Source organism: Achromobacter sp. JD-1 (assembly GCF_038594925.1).
GTDB classification, from domain to species: domain Bacteria; phylum Pseudomonadota; class Gammaproteobacteria; order Burkholderiales; family Burkholderiaceae_B; genus Achromobacter; species Achromobacter spanius_C.
Genome location: NZ_JBCGCS010000012.1, coordinates 145,089 through 160,274, shown reverse-complemented (window position 1 = coordinate 160,274; position 15,186 = coordinate 145,089). Strand labels below are relative to the sequence as shown.

14 protein-coding genes are annotated in these 15,186 nt (G+C 65.4%); 8 read left to right on the top strand and 6 right to left on the bottom strand.

Translation table 11 applies throughout. The annotated features are described in order from the left end of the window. Window positions 1–133 precede the first annotated feature (133 nt). The 6 genes from rfaE2 to ubiE form a co-directional block, all read right to left on the bottom strand. Window positions 134–622, bottom strand: coding sequence for a D-glycero-beta-D-manno-heptose 1-phosphate adenylyltransferase (gene rfaE2 / locus WBR68_RS19450; RefSeq protein WP_050449144.1), 489 nt, complete (start codon window positions 620–622; stop codon window positions 134–136). 84 nt (window positions 623–706) lie between these two features. After that, complete coding sequence (locus WBR68_RS19445) at window positions 707–1,585, bottom strand: ferritin-like domain-containing protein (RefSeq protein WP_050449105.1); 879 nt, start codon at window positions 1,583–1,585, stop codon at window positions 707–709. Window positions 1,586–1,765: 180 nt separating this feature from the next. Next, window positions 1,766–3,319 (bottom strand): ubiquinone biosynthesis regulatory protein kinase UbiB, encoded by a 1,554-nt coding sequence (ubiB, locus tag WBR68_RS19440; RefSeq protein ID WP_050449106.1) that lies wholly within the window; start codon window positions 3,317–3,319, stop codon window positions 1,766–1,768. A 3-nt stretch (window positions 3,320–3,322) separates the two neighbouring features. Beyond that, entirely contained in the window at window positions 3,323–3,961 is a 639-nt protein-coding gene (locus tag WBR68_RS19435; protein ID WP_230695014.1) for a ubiquinone biosynthesis accessory factor UbiJ, read from the bottom strand. A 188-nt stretch (window positions 3,962–4,149) separates the two neighbouring features. After that, window positions 4,150–5,148, bottom strand: a complete 999-nt coding sequence (locus WBR68_RS19430) for a Tim44 domain-containing protein (RefSeq protein ID WP_050449108.1) — start codon at window positions 5,146–5,148, stop codon at window positions 4,150–4,152. Window positions 5,149–5,324: 176 nt separating this feature from the next. Continuing rightward, the gene (gene ubiE / locus WBR68_RS19425; RefSeq protein ID WP_050449109.1) at window positions 5,325–6,101 is read right to left on the bottom strand and encodes a bifunctional demethylmenaquinone methyltransferase/2-methoxy-6-polyprenyl-1,4-benzoquinol methylase UbiE; all 777 of its coding nucleotides are present in this window, start codon (window positions 6,099–6,101) and stop codon (window positions 5,325–5,327) included. Window positions 6,102–6,263: 162 nt separating this feature from the next. Between ubiE and phoB the strand changes: the two genes are divergently transcribed. The 8 genes from phoB to serA all read left to right on the top strand — a co-directional run bounded on the left by phoB (window position 6,264) and on the right by serA (window position 15,121). Beyond that, window positions 6,264–6,962, top strand: a complete 699-nt coding sequence (gene phoB / locus WBR68_RS19420; RefSeq protein WP_006227196.1) for a phosphate regulon transcriptional regulator PhoB — start codon at window positions 6,264–6,266, stop codon at window positions 6,960–6,962. A 12-nt stretch (window positions 6,963–6,974) separates the two neighbouring features. Then, a complete protein-coding gene (gene phoR, locus WBR68_RS19415; RefSeq protein ID WP_050449110.1) occupies window positions 6,975–8,282 on the top strand; it encodes a phosphate regulon sensor histidine kinase PhoR in 1,308 nt (435 codons plus the stop codon). Between the two features lie 131 nt (window positions 8,283–8,413). Then, window positions 8,414–9,100: a heavy metal response regulator transcription factor gene (locus tag WBR68_RS19410; RefSeq protein WP_050449111.1), complete on the top strand. Its 687-nt coding sequence runs from the start codon at window positions 8,414–8,416 to the stop codon at window positions 9,098–9,100. Next, complete coding sequence (locus WBR68_RS19405; protein WP_230695013.1) at window positions 9,097–10,497, top strand: heavy metal sensor histidine kinase; 1,401 nt, start codon at window positions 9,097–9,099, stop codon at window positions 10,495–10,497. Before WBR68_RS19410 ends, WBR68_RS19405 begins: the two co-directional genes overlap by 4 nt. An 86-nt stretch (window positions 10,498–10,583) precedes the next feature. After that, window positions 10,584–12,386 carry a copper resistance system multicopper oxidase gene (locus WBR68_RS19400; RefSeq protein ID WP_255696152.1) on the top strand — a complete coding sequence of 601 codons (1,803 nt, stop codon included), beginning with the start codon at window positions 10,584–10,586 and terminating at the stop codon, window positions 12,384–12,386. 27 nt (window positions 12,387–12,413) lie between these two features. Then, window positions 12,414–13,334 (top strand): copper resistance protein B, encoded by a 921-nt coding sequence (locus WBR68_RS19395; RefSeq protein WP_230695012.1) that lies wholly within the window; start codon window positions 12,414–12,416, stop codon window positions 13,332–13,334. Window positions 13,335–13,372: 38 nt separating this feature from the next. Further along, window positions 13,373–13,828 carry a DUF411 domain-containing protein gene (locus tag WBR68_RS19390; RefSeq protein WP_230695011.1) on the top strand — a complete coding sequence of 152 codons (456 nt, stop codon included), beginning with the start codon at window positions 13,373–13,375 and terminating at the stop codon, window positions 13,826–13,828. Window positions 13,829–13,924: 96 nt separating this feature from the next. Next, complete coding sequence (gene serA, locus WBR68_RS19385; protein ID WP_050449115.1) at window positions 13,925–15,121, top strand: phosphoglycerate dehydrogenase; 1,197 nt, start codon at window positions 13,925–13,927, stop codon at window positions 15,119–15,121. Window positions 15,122–15,186 lie beyond the last annotated feature (65 nt).

Below are 15,186 nucleotides of genomic sequence, written 5' to 3'. Positions count from 1 at the left end.
GCATCAAGGACAAGCGGCCTCGCTCGTAGGATGGGTGAAGCGCGCGATACCCGTCGCAAGAACCCCACCGAAGATCGCGCGGAATCCATCACCTTCCCGCGCAAAAAGATGCGGCCCTTGAGCCGCATGTTTGTCAGCCGCCCTGAATCTTCTTCACCAGCGCCGTCGTGGACCGTTCGAATTCGAACGGGATCGCCACCGCGCGGCCGCCCCAGCTTTTTACCAGCGCCGTTTCCGGCAGCGTTTCCATGTCGTAGTCGCCGCCCTTGACGATCAGATCGGGCTTGATCTCGCCGATCAAGGCTTCGGGCGTGTCTTCGTGGAACGACGTGACCACGGTCACGCAGCCCAGCGCGGCCAGTAGCGCGGCGCGGTCTTCCATGCGATTCAACGGGCGTTCGGCGCCTTTGCCCAGGCGGCGCACCGACTCGTCGGTGTTCACCGCCACCACCAGCGTCGCGCCCAGCTGGGCGGCCTGATCCAGATACGTGGCGTGGCCGCGATGCAGGATGTCGAAGACGCCGTTGGTGAATACCAGCGGCCGCGGCAGGCGGCCAGCGGCGACGGCGGCGACGCATTCGTCGCGGGACAGGACTTTGGACTCAAAACGGGCGGCGGACATGCGGCGATTATATCCGCGCATCCGCCGCCAAGAAGCAGCATCCCCGGGGGCTCTCCGGCGAGCTTTCCCGGTCGCCCCGAAATATCAGGCGCCGCCCAGGATGATCTTCTTTTCCTTGGGCACGACCAGCGCCGTCATTTCCTTGCGGTAGCGATTCAGGTCTTTCACCGTTTCAAAGCTGCGATCCATCAGCTTGGACAGGATGTGCAGGATGCGGCTGGCGACCTTTTGTTCCCAGATGCCGTCAAAGCGAATCTGCGTGTCGAGCCAGTGCTCCAGCCAGCCCGGCTCGGGCAGGCGCGATTGCACGGTGTCGTTGGGGAACAGGTCTTTGTTCACGTGCAGGTTGGTCGGGTGCAGCGCCTGCTGGGTCCGGCCGGCCGAAGCCATCAGCACACCGATCTTCGAGAACGCCAGGCGAGCCTGTTCGCTGGTGTCCTGGCCGCGGTCATGCAGCGCGCGGCGCATGTATTGCAGGTACGCGCCGGCATGGCGGGCTTCGTCTTGCGCCACGGTCTTGTAGATGGCCTTGATGACCGGTTCCGTGTGCCATTCGGCGGCACGGCGATACCAGTGGTTCAGGCGAATCTCGCCGCAGAAATGCAGCATCAGCGTTTCAAGTTCGGGCGCAACGTCGAATTCAAAGCGCACGTTGTGCAGCTCTTCTTCGGTGGGAACCAGGTCCGGACGGAAGCGGCGCAGGTATTCGATCAGCACCAGCGAGTGCTTCTGCTCTTCGAAGAACCACACCGACATGAATGCGCAGAAATCGCTGTCGCCGCGGTTGTCGCGCAGAAACATCTCCGTGGCCGGCAGCGCCGCCCATTCGGTGATGGCGTTCATCTTGATCGTTTGCGCCTGCTCGTCCGAGAGCTTGCTGCGATCGAAATCCCCCCAGGGGATGTCATGAGCCATGTTCCAGCGCACCGCTTCCATGGTCTTGAAGAGTTCAGGATAAAGCATGGTCTGCCCTTGTATTCGTCCCGCTTGTGGGGCGATAGAAATTAATGAATGGCGCACGCGTCTTGTCGGCGTAACGCTGCATTCATCCACCGCAGCGCTATTTTTCGCCGTTTCCCGCGAAGCTATGATGACCGTTTCATGAATGAAACATGACAGCGTTCGTCTAGATCATCGCGCCGCCTACCGGGTCAAGGCCCATATTGCGACCCCGATCGCAAGAGCCACTACCCCAACCAGCGCTGCAACCAGCCGGTTGTTCTGTTCCTGGGCGCGCCGCAAGTGAATCATCTCGGCCAGCAGCGCTGGCGAGACATTCGGACGGCTCAGGTGGTCATGGACTAGCCTGGGCAAGGCGGGCAGCATTTGCGACCACTGCACGGCTTCTTTTTCCAGGCTTTGGCGCAAGCCCTTGAATCCGACACGCTGACGCATCCAGCGTTCCAGATACGGCTTGGCGGTCTTCCAGAGATCCAGGTCGGGGTCGAGCTGACGGCCCAAGCCCTCGACGTTCAGCAAGGTCTTTTGCAGCAAGACCAGTTGCGGCTGGATCTCTACATTGAACCGGCGCGACGTCTGGAACAGGCGGAGCAGAACCTGCCCCAGCGAGATCTCGGACAGCGGCCGGTCAAAGTACGGTTCGCAGACGGCGCGCACGGCGCCTTCCAGTTCTTCTTCGCGCGTGTCGGCGGGCACCCAGCCGGATTCAATGTGCAACTGCGCCACACGCCGGTAATCGCGATGGAAAAAGGCCAGGAAATTCTGCGCCAGATAGTTTTTATCGAACTCGGACAGCGAGCCCACGATGCCGAAGTCAAGCGCGATATAGCTGCCCAGCGTCTCGGGGCGATCCGACACGTAGATGTTACCGGGGTGCATGTCGGCGTGGAAGAAACCGTCGGTGAACACCTGCGTGAAGAAGATTTCCACCCCGGTGCGCGCCAGCGTCGGGATGTCGATGCCCGCCTCGCGCATGCGTTGCACCTGACCCACCGGCATGCCGTACATGCGTTGCATGGTGAATACGGTGGATGCGGTGTATTCCCAGATCACCTCGGGCACGATCAACATGTCGCCCCGGCCGGATTCCGGGCCGAAATTGCGGCGCAACTGACTGCAGTTGGATGCTTCGCGCACCAGATCCAGTTCGTCGTGCAGGTATTTGTCGAATTCGGCCACGACTTCGCGCGGCTTCAGGCGGCGGCCGTCGGCGCCCAGGCGTTCGATGATGCGCGCCACGATCTTCAGCAGCGACAGGTCTTTTTCGATGATGCCCAGCATGCCCGGCCGCAGCACCTTCACCGCGACCTCGCGGCCGTCGTGCAGCACGGCGAAGTGCACCTGCGCGATGGACGCCGACGCCACCGGATCCACGTCGAACTGCGCGAACAACTTGTCGGGCGGCGCGCCCAGCGCGGCCTCGATGCACGCCGCGGCCTGTGCCGACGGGAACGGCGGTACGCGGTCCTGCAGCAGAGCGAGCTCGTTGGCGATATCAGCGGGGATCAGGTCGCGGCGGGTGGACAGCACCTGCCCGAACTTCACAAAGATGGGGCCTAGCGATTCCAGCGCCAGGCGCAGACGCTGCCCGCGCGGCTGGCGCGGACGCGTGCCCAGACGAATGACGCGCAACAGGCAGGTGGCCAAGGGATGGTTCAGGCTGGACAGGACCAGTTCGTCCAGGCCATAGCGCAGCGATACGACGATGATGCGAAGCAGGCGCAGCAGGGGAAACATGGATCAGGCACCCCGCTTTGCGCTGGCGGACGCCAGACGGGTTTGCAGCGCGCCGGCCGAACGCACCAGCGCATCCGCGCGCGCGTTCAGCTCGGCCAGGTCCAGGCGCCATTGTTCCAACGCGGGGCGGCCCACCAGCACGCCGCTTTCTTCGGCCAGGTATTCAGACACGTTTTCGGCCAGCCGCTTGCTGGCCGTACGCGCGCCATCGGCTGCCGCGCGCGCGCCGCCCACGATGCGCAGCGCCGCGATATCGCCCACCACGCGGGCCAGCGCATCTTCGGGATCCCAGCGCAATTGCCTGGACAGATCCGCCACCACCTGCGCCAGGGCCGCATCGCCAGAAATGTGCGTGGCTTCGGCGAAATCAGGCGCGTCACGCTCTGCCCCCAGGCGCGGCAAGGGCAGTTTTTCAGGGGCGACCGTCAAGGTCACGTCCGGCACCACGGCGGGGTCAGCTTGCGCCGCCTGCCCTTCGGTATCGATCGTCAGGGCCAAGGTGAATCCGCCCAAGGCGAATCGCACGGTCTTGCCGGCGTGCCTGGCCAAACGCTCGCGCGCCCAGTCCTCACGCCGCAACAAGGCGTTGAGCGCGCTGACAGCCATTCGCGAGGGGGTGGGCAGGAACGAAAAAGGCAGCATGACGGTTTGCAACGACCCGGTGGCCGGGGTTGCCGAAATTAGTGGGTAAATCGGGAGTGTAACGGGTTAGATGCGAGCGTGTTTCACGTAGCGAGACAAGGAAAAACCGGCCCATCTAGGGCCGGTTCAATTGGATGCCGGGCGGCATCCTTCAGCAGAGGACAGGGTCAACCCCGGTCAAACAGCGTTTAGCTGGCCAGATCCACGGGGATCTGCTGAATACCAGCCAACAGCCAACCGCCGTTGGCGGGCTTGAACAGGTTCCAGACTTCTTCGAAACGGAAGGCTTCGGTACCCGGGGCTTCGCGCAGCATGCCGGAGAAGCGCACGCTGGCCAGGTGGCCGTCGGACACTGTCTCGATACCCAGCATTTCAGCGTTCAGCAGGACCACTTCGGTCTTGTTGGGCGCCGCGCCGCGCTCGGCCAGTTGCGGCTTGAGCTCGGTGATCAGGTCATCGGTCAGGAAGTCGCGCAGGCCGTCGGTGCTGCCGCTGTCCCACACTGCCTGGATGCGGACGAACTGCTCCTTGGCCTGTTTCAGGAACGCCGGCGTGTCGAAGTCGCCCGGCACGAACCAGTTGTTGTCCTCACCCGCCTTGGGCAGCACGGCAGGCGGCGCCACGGGTGCGGCGGCAGCGGCCGGAGCGGCAGCGGCGGTCGGCTTCAGCGCTTCACGCCACATGGGCTGCTGTTGCTGGCCCGGTGCGTTGTTGGCGCCATTGAACGCGCCTTGCGTTGCCGCACGCGGACCGGCGCCACGCAGGCGGCGGATGATGAACATGACGGCGAACACAACAGCGGCGATCAGCAGCGCGGAACCGAGGAATTCGGCGAACGCGCCCGACAGGCCCATGCTGGACAACAGGGCGGCGATACCCAGGCCAGCGGCGATGCCGGCGATGGGGCCAAGCCAGCGCGACGCGCCGCTCTTGGCGGCGGCGCCCGCGGCACCGGCCGTGGCCGCGCCAGCAGCCGCCGGGGCCGCGGTGGCGCCGGCCGTATTGTTGGTGGCGGTCGGCGGCGTGGTGGCCTGGCGCTGCTGGGTCACATTGGAGGATTGACGGCCGAAGCTGCCACCACCACCCGCGCGACGAGCTTCGGCATCAAACGATGCCGTAACCAACGCCGCGCCGGAAACGGCGATGAGCGCCGCGGCGACAAACCGCGAAAGACAGAATTTGGACATAGAGTTTGCTCCCTCGTACTCGCGCCCCCGCTGCCCCGAGCAGCAAGGAGCCCCACGGACAGTGGGACCTATACGCGACTTTCTTACAGTAATCTGAACGTCGTAAGAATAACGGACAAGCGACTGCCTCACAAGTTCCCCGTGAGTGGTCGCCTCAGCCGATGAACACGCCGGCTTCAGCCCAGGCGCACGCCTTCGTGCAGGGCGGCGATGCCGGCGGTCAGGTTGAAATACTGCACCCGTTCCAGGCCGGCGGTGCGCAGCATGTCGGCCAGGGTGTCCTGGTCGGGATGCATGCGGATGGATTCGGCCAGATAGCGGTAGCTGGCCTCGTCGTTGGCGATTTTCTTGCCCAGCCAGGGCAGCACGTTAAACGAATACCAGTCGTAGGCGGGCGACAAGGGCTTTGCCACGCGCGAAAACTCCAGCACCAGCAGCTTGCCACCCGGCTTCAACACCCGCGCCATCTCAGCCAGCGCGCGGTCCTTGTGGGTCATGTTGCGCAGGCCGAAGGCCACGCTGACACGGTCGAAATACCCGGTGGGGAACGGCAGGCGCTCGGCGTCGCACACGGCGGTGGGCAGCAGCAGGCCGGCATCGGTCATGCGGTCGCGGCCCACGCGCAGCATGGAATCGTTGATGTCGGTCAGCCAGACCTCGCCCGTGGGGCCGGCGCGCTTGGCGAACGCCTTGGCCAGGTCGCCCGTGCCGCCGGCAATGTCCAGCACCTTCATGCCGGGGCGGATGGCGGCGCGGCCTATGGTGAAGGCCTTCCAGACGCGGTGCAGGCCGGCCGACATGAAGTCGTTCATGACGTCGTAGCGCTGAGCGACCGAATGAAAGACTTCAGCGACTTTACGGGCCTTTTCGCCTTCCGGCACCGTTTGAAAGCCGAAATGCGTGGAAGAGTCGTTGGATGGCGTGGAATGTTGCGATTCGGAGGGGTTTTGCATGGTGAATTCCCGATATATCGGGCAATGGTAGCCTATCGGGCAGGGGCCGACGGCCCGAAATCCGGCCCGGCAAGCCCGCCACGGTCACATACCTGAAATATTGCGGCCATACTATCGCAATGTTCGCGCCGCGCCGGCGCTCAGAAGCGTGCCAAATTCGCCATGTCCAGCACCATCCTCGTCGTCGAAGACGAACCCGCAATCCAGGAACTGATCGCCGTCAACCTGTCCTTCGCGGGGCACAAAGTGCTGCGCGCCTTCGACGCCGACCAAGCCCAGACCCTTATCCGCGCCGAATTGCCCGACCTGATCCTGCTGGACTGGATGCTGCCCGGCACCTCCGGCCTGGCCATGGCGCGCAAGCTGCGCAATGACGAGCGCACCCGCGCCGTGCCGGTCATCATGCTGACCGCCAAGGGCTCCGAACAAGACAAGGTGGACGGCCTGGAAGCCGGCGCCGACGACTACATCACCAAGCCGTTCTCGCCCAAAGAACTGATGGCCCGCATCAAGGCCGTGCTGCGCCGCCGCGCGCCCCAGTTGACCGATGACGTCATCGACGTGGGCGGCCTGAAGCTGGATCCGGTGACGCATCGCCTGTCGGGCAACAGCCAGTCGTTGCAGATCGGCCCCACCGAATTCCGCCTGCTGCACTTCTTCATGACCCACCCCGAGCGCGTGTTCTCGCGTTCGCAATTGCTGGACCAGGTCTGGGGCGACCACGTGTTCGTCGAAGAGCGCACCGTGGACGTCCATATCCGCCGCTTGCGCAAGGCGCTGGAGCCCAGCGGCCATGACGCGCACGTGGAAACCGTGCGCGGCAGCGGTTACCGGTTTACGGCACAGCTTCCGACGCGGTAAAACTCCCGCACGATGATCTGGCTGCGCACACTTTTCCTGGTCGCCCTGTGGGCGGTTGTTTCACTATTGGCGCAATGGCTCATAGGCGATCCGTTGGGCTGGATCGTGTTTTCAGCCGCGCTGACCGCCATGCTGCTTTGGCGCAGTTGGCGCCTGACGCTGGTTTCCCACTGGGCCAATAACCCGGACACGTCTCCCCCCGCTTCCGTCGGGCCTTGGGACGACATCCTCGCCCCCCTCTACCGCTACACCCGGGCCCGCGCCCGGGAACTGGCCGAAACCCGCGATGCCATGCAAGGCATGCTGGCCGCCGCCCAAGCCTTGCCGGACGGCGCGGTCACGCTGAATGAAGATTTCCAGATTGACTGGTGCAACCGCATGGCGCGCCAGCATCTGGGCTTGCGCCTGCCGGCCGATCGGGGCCACAACCTGCTGAACCTGCTGCGCGCGCCCGAATTCGTGGAATACGCGCATCGGCCCGCGTGGCCTGAGCCCATCCTGGTGCGCCTGGGCCAACAGGGCCAGGAACGGCTGATGATGATGCAGCTGACCGCTTACGCCAGCAACCAGCGCCTGCTGATCACGCGCGACGTGACGCAGATCGAACGCCTGGAAACGACGCGCCGCGACTTCGTCGCCAACGTCTCGCATGAACTGCGCACGCCGCTGACGGTGCTGGCGGGCTTTCTGGAAACGCTGCGCGACATGCCGGCCGACGCGCTGCCCGCGGAACAGCGCGAGCAGTACATCGACATGATGCACGAGCAGGCCCAGCGCATGCAGGCCATTGTCGAAGACCTGCTGACCTTGTCCACGCTGGAATCGTCACCGGGCAGCGACCCGCGTGCCGTCAACATGGGCGCGCTGCTGCAAAAAGCGCGCCAGCAGATCGAAGCACTGTCGGGCGGCCGCCACGTGCTGGAATGGCATATAGACGAAGCGCTGGACGTGCTGGGCGCCGAAACGGAGCTGACTTCCGCGCTGTCGAACCTGCTGACCAACGCGGTGCGCTACACGCCGGACGGCGGCACGATCACCGTGCGCTGGGAACGCGAAGCCGATGGCGGCGCGCGCTACAGCGTGCAGGACACAGGCATCGGCATCCCCGCGCGCCACCTGCCGCGCCTGACCGAACGCTTCTACCGCGTGGATCGCGGGCGCTCGCGCGCGGTCGGCGGCACCGGCCTGGGGCTGGCCATCACCAAGCACATCGCCATGCGCCATGACGCCGAACTGCTGATCACCAGCGAACCCGGCAAGGGCAGCGTTTTCTCCCTGCGTTTTCCGCCCGAACGCATCGCCGTGGACGAAGCCGAATAAGGGGTTGCGGCCCCGGCTGCAAGCTCGACTGCACCCCCGGCTGCGAGCTTGGCCGCAACCCTGCGGCGCCGTCGGCTGCCCCCCGGCCCCGCCCGCGCCGCGCTTGCGGCGCGGGTGGTAAATTCCGGGCCATGCGCATCCTGGTCATCGAAGACGAACCCAAACTGGCCGACTACCTGAACAAGGGCTTGTCGGAACAGAGCCATGTCGTGGACGTGGCGCGCGACGGCGTGGACGGCCTGCATCTGGCGCTGGAAGGCGCGTACGACCTGATCGTGCTGGACGTGATGCTGCCTGGCGTGGACGGCTTCGGCATTCTGGCCGCCGTGCGAGCGCGCAAAGACACCCCCATCCTGATGCTGACCGCACGCGACGCGGTGGAAGACCGCGTACGCGGCCTGGAAGGCGGCGCCGACGACTACCTGGTCAAGCCCTTTGCCTTTTCGGAATTGCTGGCGCGCGTGCAGGCGCTGTTGCGCCGGGGCCGCGCGCAGGAGCCCACGCTGCTGCGGCTGGCCGACCTGGAACTGGACCTGGCCAGTCGTCGCGCCCAACGCGGCGGGCGTCGGCTGGACCTGACCGCCAAGGAATTCAGCCTGCTGGCGCTGCTGCTGCGCCGCCAGGGTCAGGTGCTGTCGCGCACCACGCTGGCCGAACAGGTGTGGGACATGAATTTCGACAGCGACACCAACGTCATCGACGTGGCCGTGCGCCGCCTGCGCAGCAAACTGGACGACCCCTACGAGGCCAAGCTGCTGCATACCGTGCGCGGCATGGGCTACGTGCTGGAGTCGCGCAGCCAGCCGCTGCCGGCATGAAGCCACCCCGCATGCGCTCGATGCAAGCACGACTGACGCTGCTGCTGGGCGCCATTGCGCTGCTGGTGTCCAGCCTGGCGGGCGCGACCTTGTTCTGGGCGCTCAAGCGCGAAGTCGAACGTCAGGAAATCACCGAGGTCAGCGGCAAGCTGGAACTGATCGATCACTTGATCGACATGCAGAACAGCGCCAGCGGCCTGCAAGACCTGGCCGCCACCTTTGACCAGATGCGCGCGGGGCAAGGCCAGTTGGGCATCTGGATCGTGGACGCGCAAGGCCATGCCGTCTATGGCGGAGCGCCACCTGAAACGCTGGACATGGTCAACGGCCGGCAGGTGGTGCTGCAAACCGCCGACGGCGGCCGCATGCGCGGGCTGCGCGTGGCCATGAACGACCGCATCCTGCCCGGCGCGCAATTGACCGTGGCGGTCAGTACCCGCGCCAGCTCGCAATTCCTATACGCCTACGGCACCGCGCTGGTGCTGATCTGCGCGCTGTGGGTGGGCGCGACCGTGGTGCTGGCGGCCTGGGCCGTGCGACGCAGCATGGCCCCCACCCGCCGCCTGTCGGAGCAAGCCGCGCGCATCCAGCCCGACAATCTGGCGCACCGCCTGCCATTGGAAGACACCGACCGCGAACTGCACGACCTGGTGCGCTCGTTCAACCGCACGCTGGAGCGCCTGCAAGCGGCCTATCAGCAGATGGAAGGCTTCAACGCCGATGTGGCGCATGAGCTGCGCACGCCGCTGGCCACTCTGATCAACGGCGCCCAGGTCATGTTGTCGTCGCCCCGCGATGCCGCCGAACTGCGTGACGCGCTGGAATCCAACCTGGAAGAACTTGAAGACCTGAAGACGCTGGTCAACGACATGCTGTTCCTGGCCCGCGCCGACCGGGGCGAACAGGCGGCCGACCTGGCGCCCGTGTCATTGGCCGCCGAAGCGCGGCGCGTGGCGGACTACTACGAGGCCATGCTGGAGGCGCAAGGCGTGCGCCTGCGCTGCGAGGGCGACGCGACGGTGGCGGCCAACCCCGGCCTGGTGCGCCGCGCGCTGGCCAACCTGATCGCCAACGCCATCAAGGCCACGCCAGCCGGAGGCGAAATCGTGCTGAGCTGTTTCGCACAAGCCCCGGGCGCGCGCGTGGAAGTGCGCAACCCCGGCACGCCGATTCCGGCGGCGGACCTGCCCCGCATCTTTGACCGGTTCTTCCGGTCGGGCGCATCACGCGCGCCGCGCAGCGAGGGCCATGGCCTGGGACTGGCCATCGTGCGCGCCATCGCCCGCATGCATGGCGGCGATGTCGATGCGGCGTCTGACGCGAACGGCACGGTGGTGGGCATCACACTGCGCAATTCGGCCCCGCCCCCGGGCGAACATTACAAATCCGTAATCTAGGCGACAGAATCAGGTCACCCCGGTTTTCCTAAAGTGTCATCACGGTCACTCCTTCAAGGACTTTCGTGAAAGACGCTCTGCCCCGCTTGCGCCCCGCCGCAAAGCCCAAGGGCACCTCATCTCTTGCCCGCCGCCGCTTTGTGCAAGGCCTGGCCACGGGCGGCGCGTTGGCGGCGCTGGGTGGCTGGCGCGCCGCCTTGGCCGCGCCCCGGCCCATGTCCACATCCGCCGAACTACGCGGCACCGAGTTCCATCTGGAGATCGGCGAAACACCCGTGAACTACACCGGCGCGGCCCGCATCGCCACCACAGTCAACGGGCAACTGCCCGCGCCGATACTGCGCTGGCGCGAAGGCGACACGGTCACGCTGCACGTCACCAACCGGCTGCGCGAACAAACATCCATTCATTGGCACGGCATTCTTCTGCCCTCCGACATGGACGGCGTGCCAGGCCTGAGCTTTAACGGCATCGACCCCGGCCAGACGTTCACCTACCGTTTCCCCGTGCGCCAAAGCGGCACCTACTGGTATCACAGCCACTCGGGTTTTCAGGAACAGACCGGCCTGTACGGCGCCATCGTCATCGACCCGCGCCACCACGACCCTGTTGCCTTCGACCGCGAGCACACCGTGCTGCTGTCCGACTGGACGGACGAAGACCCCATGCGGCTCTTCAACAAGCTCAAGGTCATGCCCGACTACTACAACGGCATCCAGCCCAGCGTCCAAAGCCTGTCGGCCGACGCGCGCGAAAACGGCTGGCGCGCCGCGCTCTCCGAACGGCTGATGTGGGAGCAGATGCGCATGAACCCGTCGGACCTGGCGGACGTGTCTGGCGCCACCTATACCTTCCTGACCAACGGCGCCACGCCCGCTGGCAACTGGACGGGGCTGTTCAAGCCGGGCGAACGCGTCCGGCTGCGCTTCATCAACGGCTCGGCAATGACCTACTTCGATGTGCGCATTCCCGGCCTGAAGATGACGGTGGTGGCCGCCGACGGGCAAGACGTGCGGCCGGTGGAGGTAGAGGAATTCCGCATCGGCGTGGCGGAAACGTATGACGTCATCGTGGAACCGCTGGACGCACGCGCCTACACCATCTTCTCGCAAGCCATGGACCGTTCGGGATACGCCCGCGCCACGCTGGCGCCGCGCGCCGGCATGCAGGCGGACGTGCCCGCGCTGGACCGCGTGCAACTGCTGGGCATGATGGACATGGGGATGTCGCATGACATGGGTGGGGGCATGAAAGCCCCCGTGGAAAATGTCGGCGACACGAACCATGGCGCGATGAACCACGGCGCCGTGCCCGGCATGGAGCACGGCGACGCGCACGACTCGGGGGCAGGCCAAGGCGGCATGGTCGAGGTCCAACATCCCTACGCCACGGAACGCGGCGTGGGCAATTCCATGTTGCCCGACCAGGTATCGACCCGCCTGGACGACCCGGGCGTGGGCCTGCGCAACAACGGCCGCCGCGTGCTCACCTATGCAGACCTGCATTCGCTGCGCGAACCCGACGACAACCGTGCGCCATCGCGTGAAATCGAACTGCATCTGACGGGCAATATGGAACGCTATATGTGGTCATTTAACGGCGTGAAATTTTCGGATGCCAAGCCCATCGTGCTGCGCTACGGCGAGCGCGTGCGCTTTGTGCTGGTGAACGACACGATGATGACGCACCCCATCCACCTGCATGGCCTGTGGAGCGACCTGGAGTCGCCCGACGGCGCCTTCCAGGTACGCAAGCACACCATCACGCTGAACCCCGCGCAGCGGCTCAGCTACCGGGTCAGCGCCGACGCCCGCGGGCTATGGGCTTACCACTGCCACCTGCTGTATCACATGGAGGCCGGTATGTTCAGAGCGGTCGTGGTGGAGTAAGCGATGAAGCTTTCGATGAAAACCTTGATGACATCGAACACACGGCGACTGAAGCTGTGCGTCCTGGCAATGGCAACGACGCTGGCCGCGGCGGGCGCGCAGGCGCAGTCGCCCGCCGTGGATCACGGCGCGATGGACCACTCCAGCATGGACCACGGCGCGACGCCGCCAACTGCTCCGGCCGCGTTGGATCACGCGGACATGAACCATGACGCCCCCGCTTCGGGCTCGCCCCCCGTGGGCAGCCTGCCGTCCAGCGATGGCGGCAGCGAACGCGGCTATGACAGCTATGGCATCCACCCGCACATGATGGACAACGCGCCCGCCTGGCAGGTGCTGTTCGACAAGTTCGGCGTGTCGCGCAACCGCGATGGCCAGAATGCGCTGAACTGGGATGGCCGCTTCTGGTTCGGCACCGCCACCGACCGCCTGGTCGTCAAGAGCGAAGGCGAACGCGAAAACGGCGGCGGCTCGGACGGCAAGGTCGAAGCGTTCTGGAGCCACGCGGTATCGCCCTTCTGGGATCTGCAACTGGGTGCGCGCCGCGACATCGGCTCAGGCCCCAAGCGCAACTGGGCCGCCTTCGGCATTGAAGGCGTGCTGCCTTACAACGTGGAACTGGAAACCACGGCATATGTGGGCGCGTCGGGTCGCACGGCGCTGGCGCTGAAGGCCGAGTACGACCTGCTGCTGACGCAACGGCTGATCTTCACGCCCGAGCTGGAAGCCAGCCTGTATGGCAAGTCGGACGCCGAACGCGGCATCGGGTCGGGCCTGTCGACGGGTTCGCTTTCCTTGCGCTTGCGCTACGAAATCACGCGCGAATTCGCGCCGTATATCGGCGTATCCTTTGAACGAAAGTTCGGCCAGACGGCACGCTACGCGTCGGACGCCGGCGCCAGCCGGTCGCAGACCGCCGTCATGGCCGGCGTACGATTCTGGTTCTGATGAACCTTGCCCTTGTCCATTACCCTGATCGGAGCATCATGAACGTATCCCGACTGACTCGCCTGGTTCTTGCCGCAGCGCTCTGCGCGCCGGCGTTCGCCACCGCCCAAGGCCCCGTCAAGGTCGAGGTCTGGAAGACGCCCACTTGCGGCTGCTGCGAAGACTGGGTCAAACACATGCGCGACAACGGCTTCATCGTCACCACGCATGATGTGCAAGACACCGGCCCCATCCGCCGCAACGCGGGCATGGCCGACTACGGCTCTTGCCACACCGCGATGGTCGACGGCTACGCGGTCGAAGGCCACGTGCCCGCCCGCGACGTGCGCCGCCTGCTGCTGGAAAAGCCCAACGCCGCCGGCCTGGCCGCCCCTGGCATGCCGCTGGGTTCGCCGGGCATGGACGGCCCCGAGTACGGCGGCAGGAAGACGCCGCACGACGTGCTGCTGGTCGGCAAGCAAGGTGGCGCCCAGGTATTCCAGGGCTACCGTTGAAACAATTCATCCACACCGTCTCAATGGCTACTCCTTGCACTGCAGCAAAAATGCGCCACAATAAATAACAAGCTTTCTCACCACCCCCTGGCAGTCATGGCAAAAATCGTCCTGTTCGAGAACATCCACCCGAGCGCCCGCGCGGTCTTCGAAGCCGCCGGCTACACCGATATCGTCACGCACGCAGCGGCCTTGCCGCCGTCGCAGATGCACGACGCCCTGCGCGGCGCGCAAGTGGCGGGGATCCGTTCTCGCACGCACCTGGACGCCGCCTTGCTGTCCAGCCCCGACCTGCGCGTGGTGGGCTGCTTTTGCATCGGCACCAACCAAGTCGATCTGGACGCGGCCATGCAGCGCGGCATCCCGGTATTCAACGCACCGTTCTCCAACACCCGCTCGGTGGCTGAATTGGTGCTGGGCGAAGCGATCCTCCTGCTGCGCCGCATCCCGGAAAAGAACGCTCGTGTGCACTTGGGCCATTGGGACAAAAGCGCCTCGGGCGCGTTTGAAACCCGTGGCAAGACGCTGGGCATCGTCGGCTACGGCAACATCGGCTCGCAGATCAGCACGCTGGCCGAAAGCCTGGGCATGCGCGTCATCTACCACGACGTCGAAGCCAAGCTGCCGCTGGGCAATGCACGGCCCGCCGGCACGCTCAACGAGTTGCTGGAACAGGCCGACGTGGTGACGCTGCACGTGCCGGGCGGCAAGTCGACCGAGAACATCATGAACGCCGAGACCATCGCGCGCATGCAGCGCGGGGCCATCCTCATCAACGCCTCGCGCGGCACGGTCGTGGACATCGACGCGCTGCACGCGGCACTGAAGTCCGGCCATCTGGCCGGCGCGGCGCTGGACGTGTTCCCCACCGAACCCAAGAGCGCCGACGAACCGTTGGCCAGCCCCTTGATCGGCATGCCAAACGTGATCCTGACCCCGCACATTGGCGGCAGCACGCAGGAATCGCAAGAGAACATCGGCCGCGAAGTGGCCGAAAAGCTGGTGCGTTTCATGCAGGCGGGCACCACCAAGGGCGCGGTCAATTTCCCCGAACTGCCCTACCTGGAACCGGCCGGCGCCACCCGCATCCTGCACGTACACCGCAACGCCCCGGGCGCGCTGGGCACCCTGGACAATCTGATGGCGCAACATGGTTTGAACATCGTCAGCCAGACGCTGCAAACCAAGGGCCAAATCGGCTACGTCATCACCGACGTAGAAGGCCAGGTAGACGACATCGTCATGACCACATTACGCAGCCACCCCATCACCGTCCGCTGCGACCGACTGTAGGATGGGTGCAGCGCGCGAAGGCAGCGGCAAGAACACTGCCGTGGTTCGCGCGTAACCCATCTAGC

Bases quoted from the DNA above. Each gene is read 5' to 3' on its own strand.
- rfaE2 (WP_050449144.1), bottom strand. From the start codon at position 622: ATGTCCGCCGCCCGTTTTGAGTCCAAAGTCCTGTCCCGCGACGAATGC.
- WBR68_RS19445 (WP_050449105.1), bottom strand. From the start codon at position 1,585: ATGCTTTATCCTGAACTCTTCAAGACCATGGAAGCGGTGCGCTGGAAC.
- ubiB (WP_050449106.1), bottom strand. From the start codon at position 3,319: ATGTTTCCCCTGCTGCGCCTGCTTCGCATCATCGTCGTATCGCTGCGC.
- WBR68_RS19435 (WP_230695014.1), bottom strand. From the start codon at position 3,961: ATGCTGCCTTTTTCGTTCCTGCCCACCCCCTCGCGAATGGCTGTCAGC.
- WBR68_RS19430 (WP_050449108.1), bottom strand. From the start codon at position 5,148: ATGTCCAAATTCTGTCTTTCGCGGTTTGTCGCCGCGGCGCTCATCGCC.
- ubiE (WP_050449109.1), bottom strand. From the start codon at position 6,101: ATGCAAAACCCCTCCGAATCGCAACATTCCACGCCATCCAACGACTCT.
- phoB (WP_006227196.1), top strand. From the start codon at position 6,264: ATGTCCAGCACCATCCTCGTCGTCGAAGACGAACCCGCAATCCAGGAA.
- phoR (WP_050449110.1), top strand. From the start codon at position 6,975: ATGATCTGGCTGCGCACACTTTTCCTGGTCGCCCTGTGGGCGGTTGTT.
- WBR68_RS19410 (WP_050449111.1), top strand. From the start codon at position 8,414: ATGCGCATCCTGGTCATCGAAGACGAACCCAAACTGGCCGACTACCTG.
- WBR68_RS19405 (WP_230695013.1), top strand. From the start codon at position 9,097: ATGAAGCCACCCCGCATGCGCTCGATGCAAGCACGACTGACGCTGCTG.
- WBR68_RS19395 (WP_230695012.1), top strand. From the start codon at position 12,414: ATGACATCGAACACACGGCGACTGAAGCTGTGCGTCCTGGCAATGGCA.
- WBR68_RS19390 (WP_230695011.1), top strand. From the start codon at position 13,373: ATGAACGTATCCCGACTGACTCGCCTGGTTCTTGCCGCAGCGCTCTGC.
- serA (WP_050449115.1), top strand. From the start codon at position 13,925: ATGGCAAAAATCGTCCTGTTCGAGAACATCCACCCGAGCGCCCGCGCG.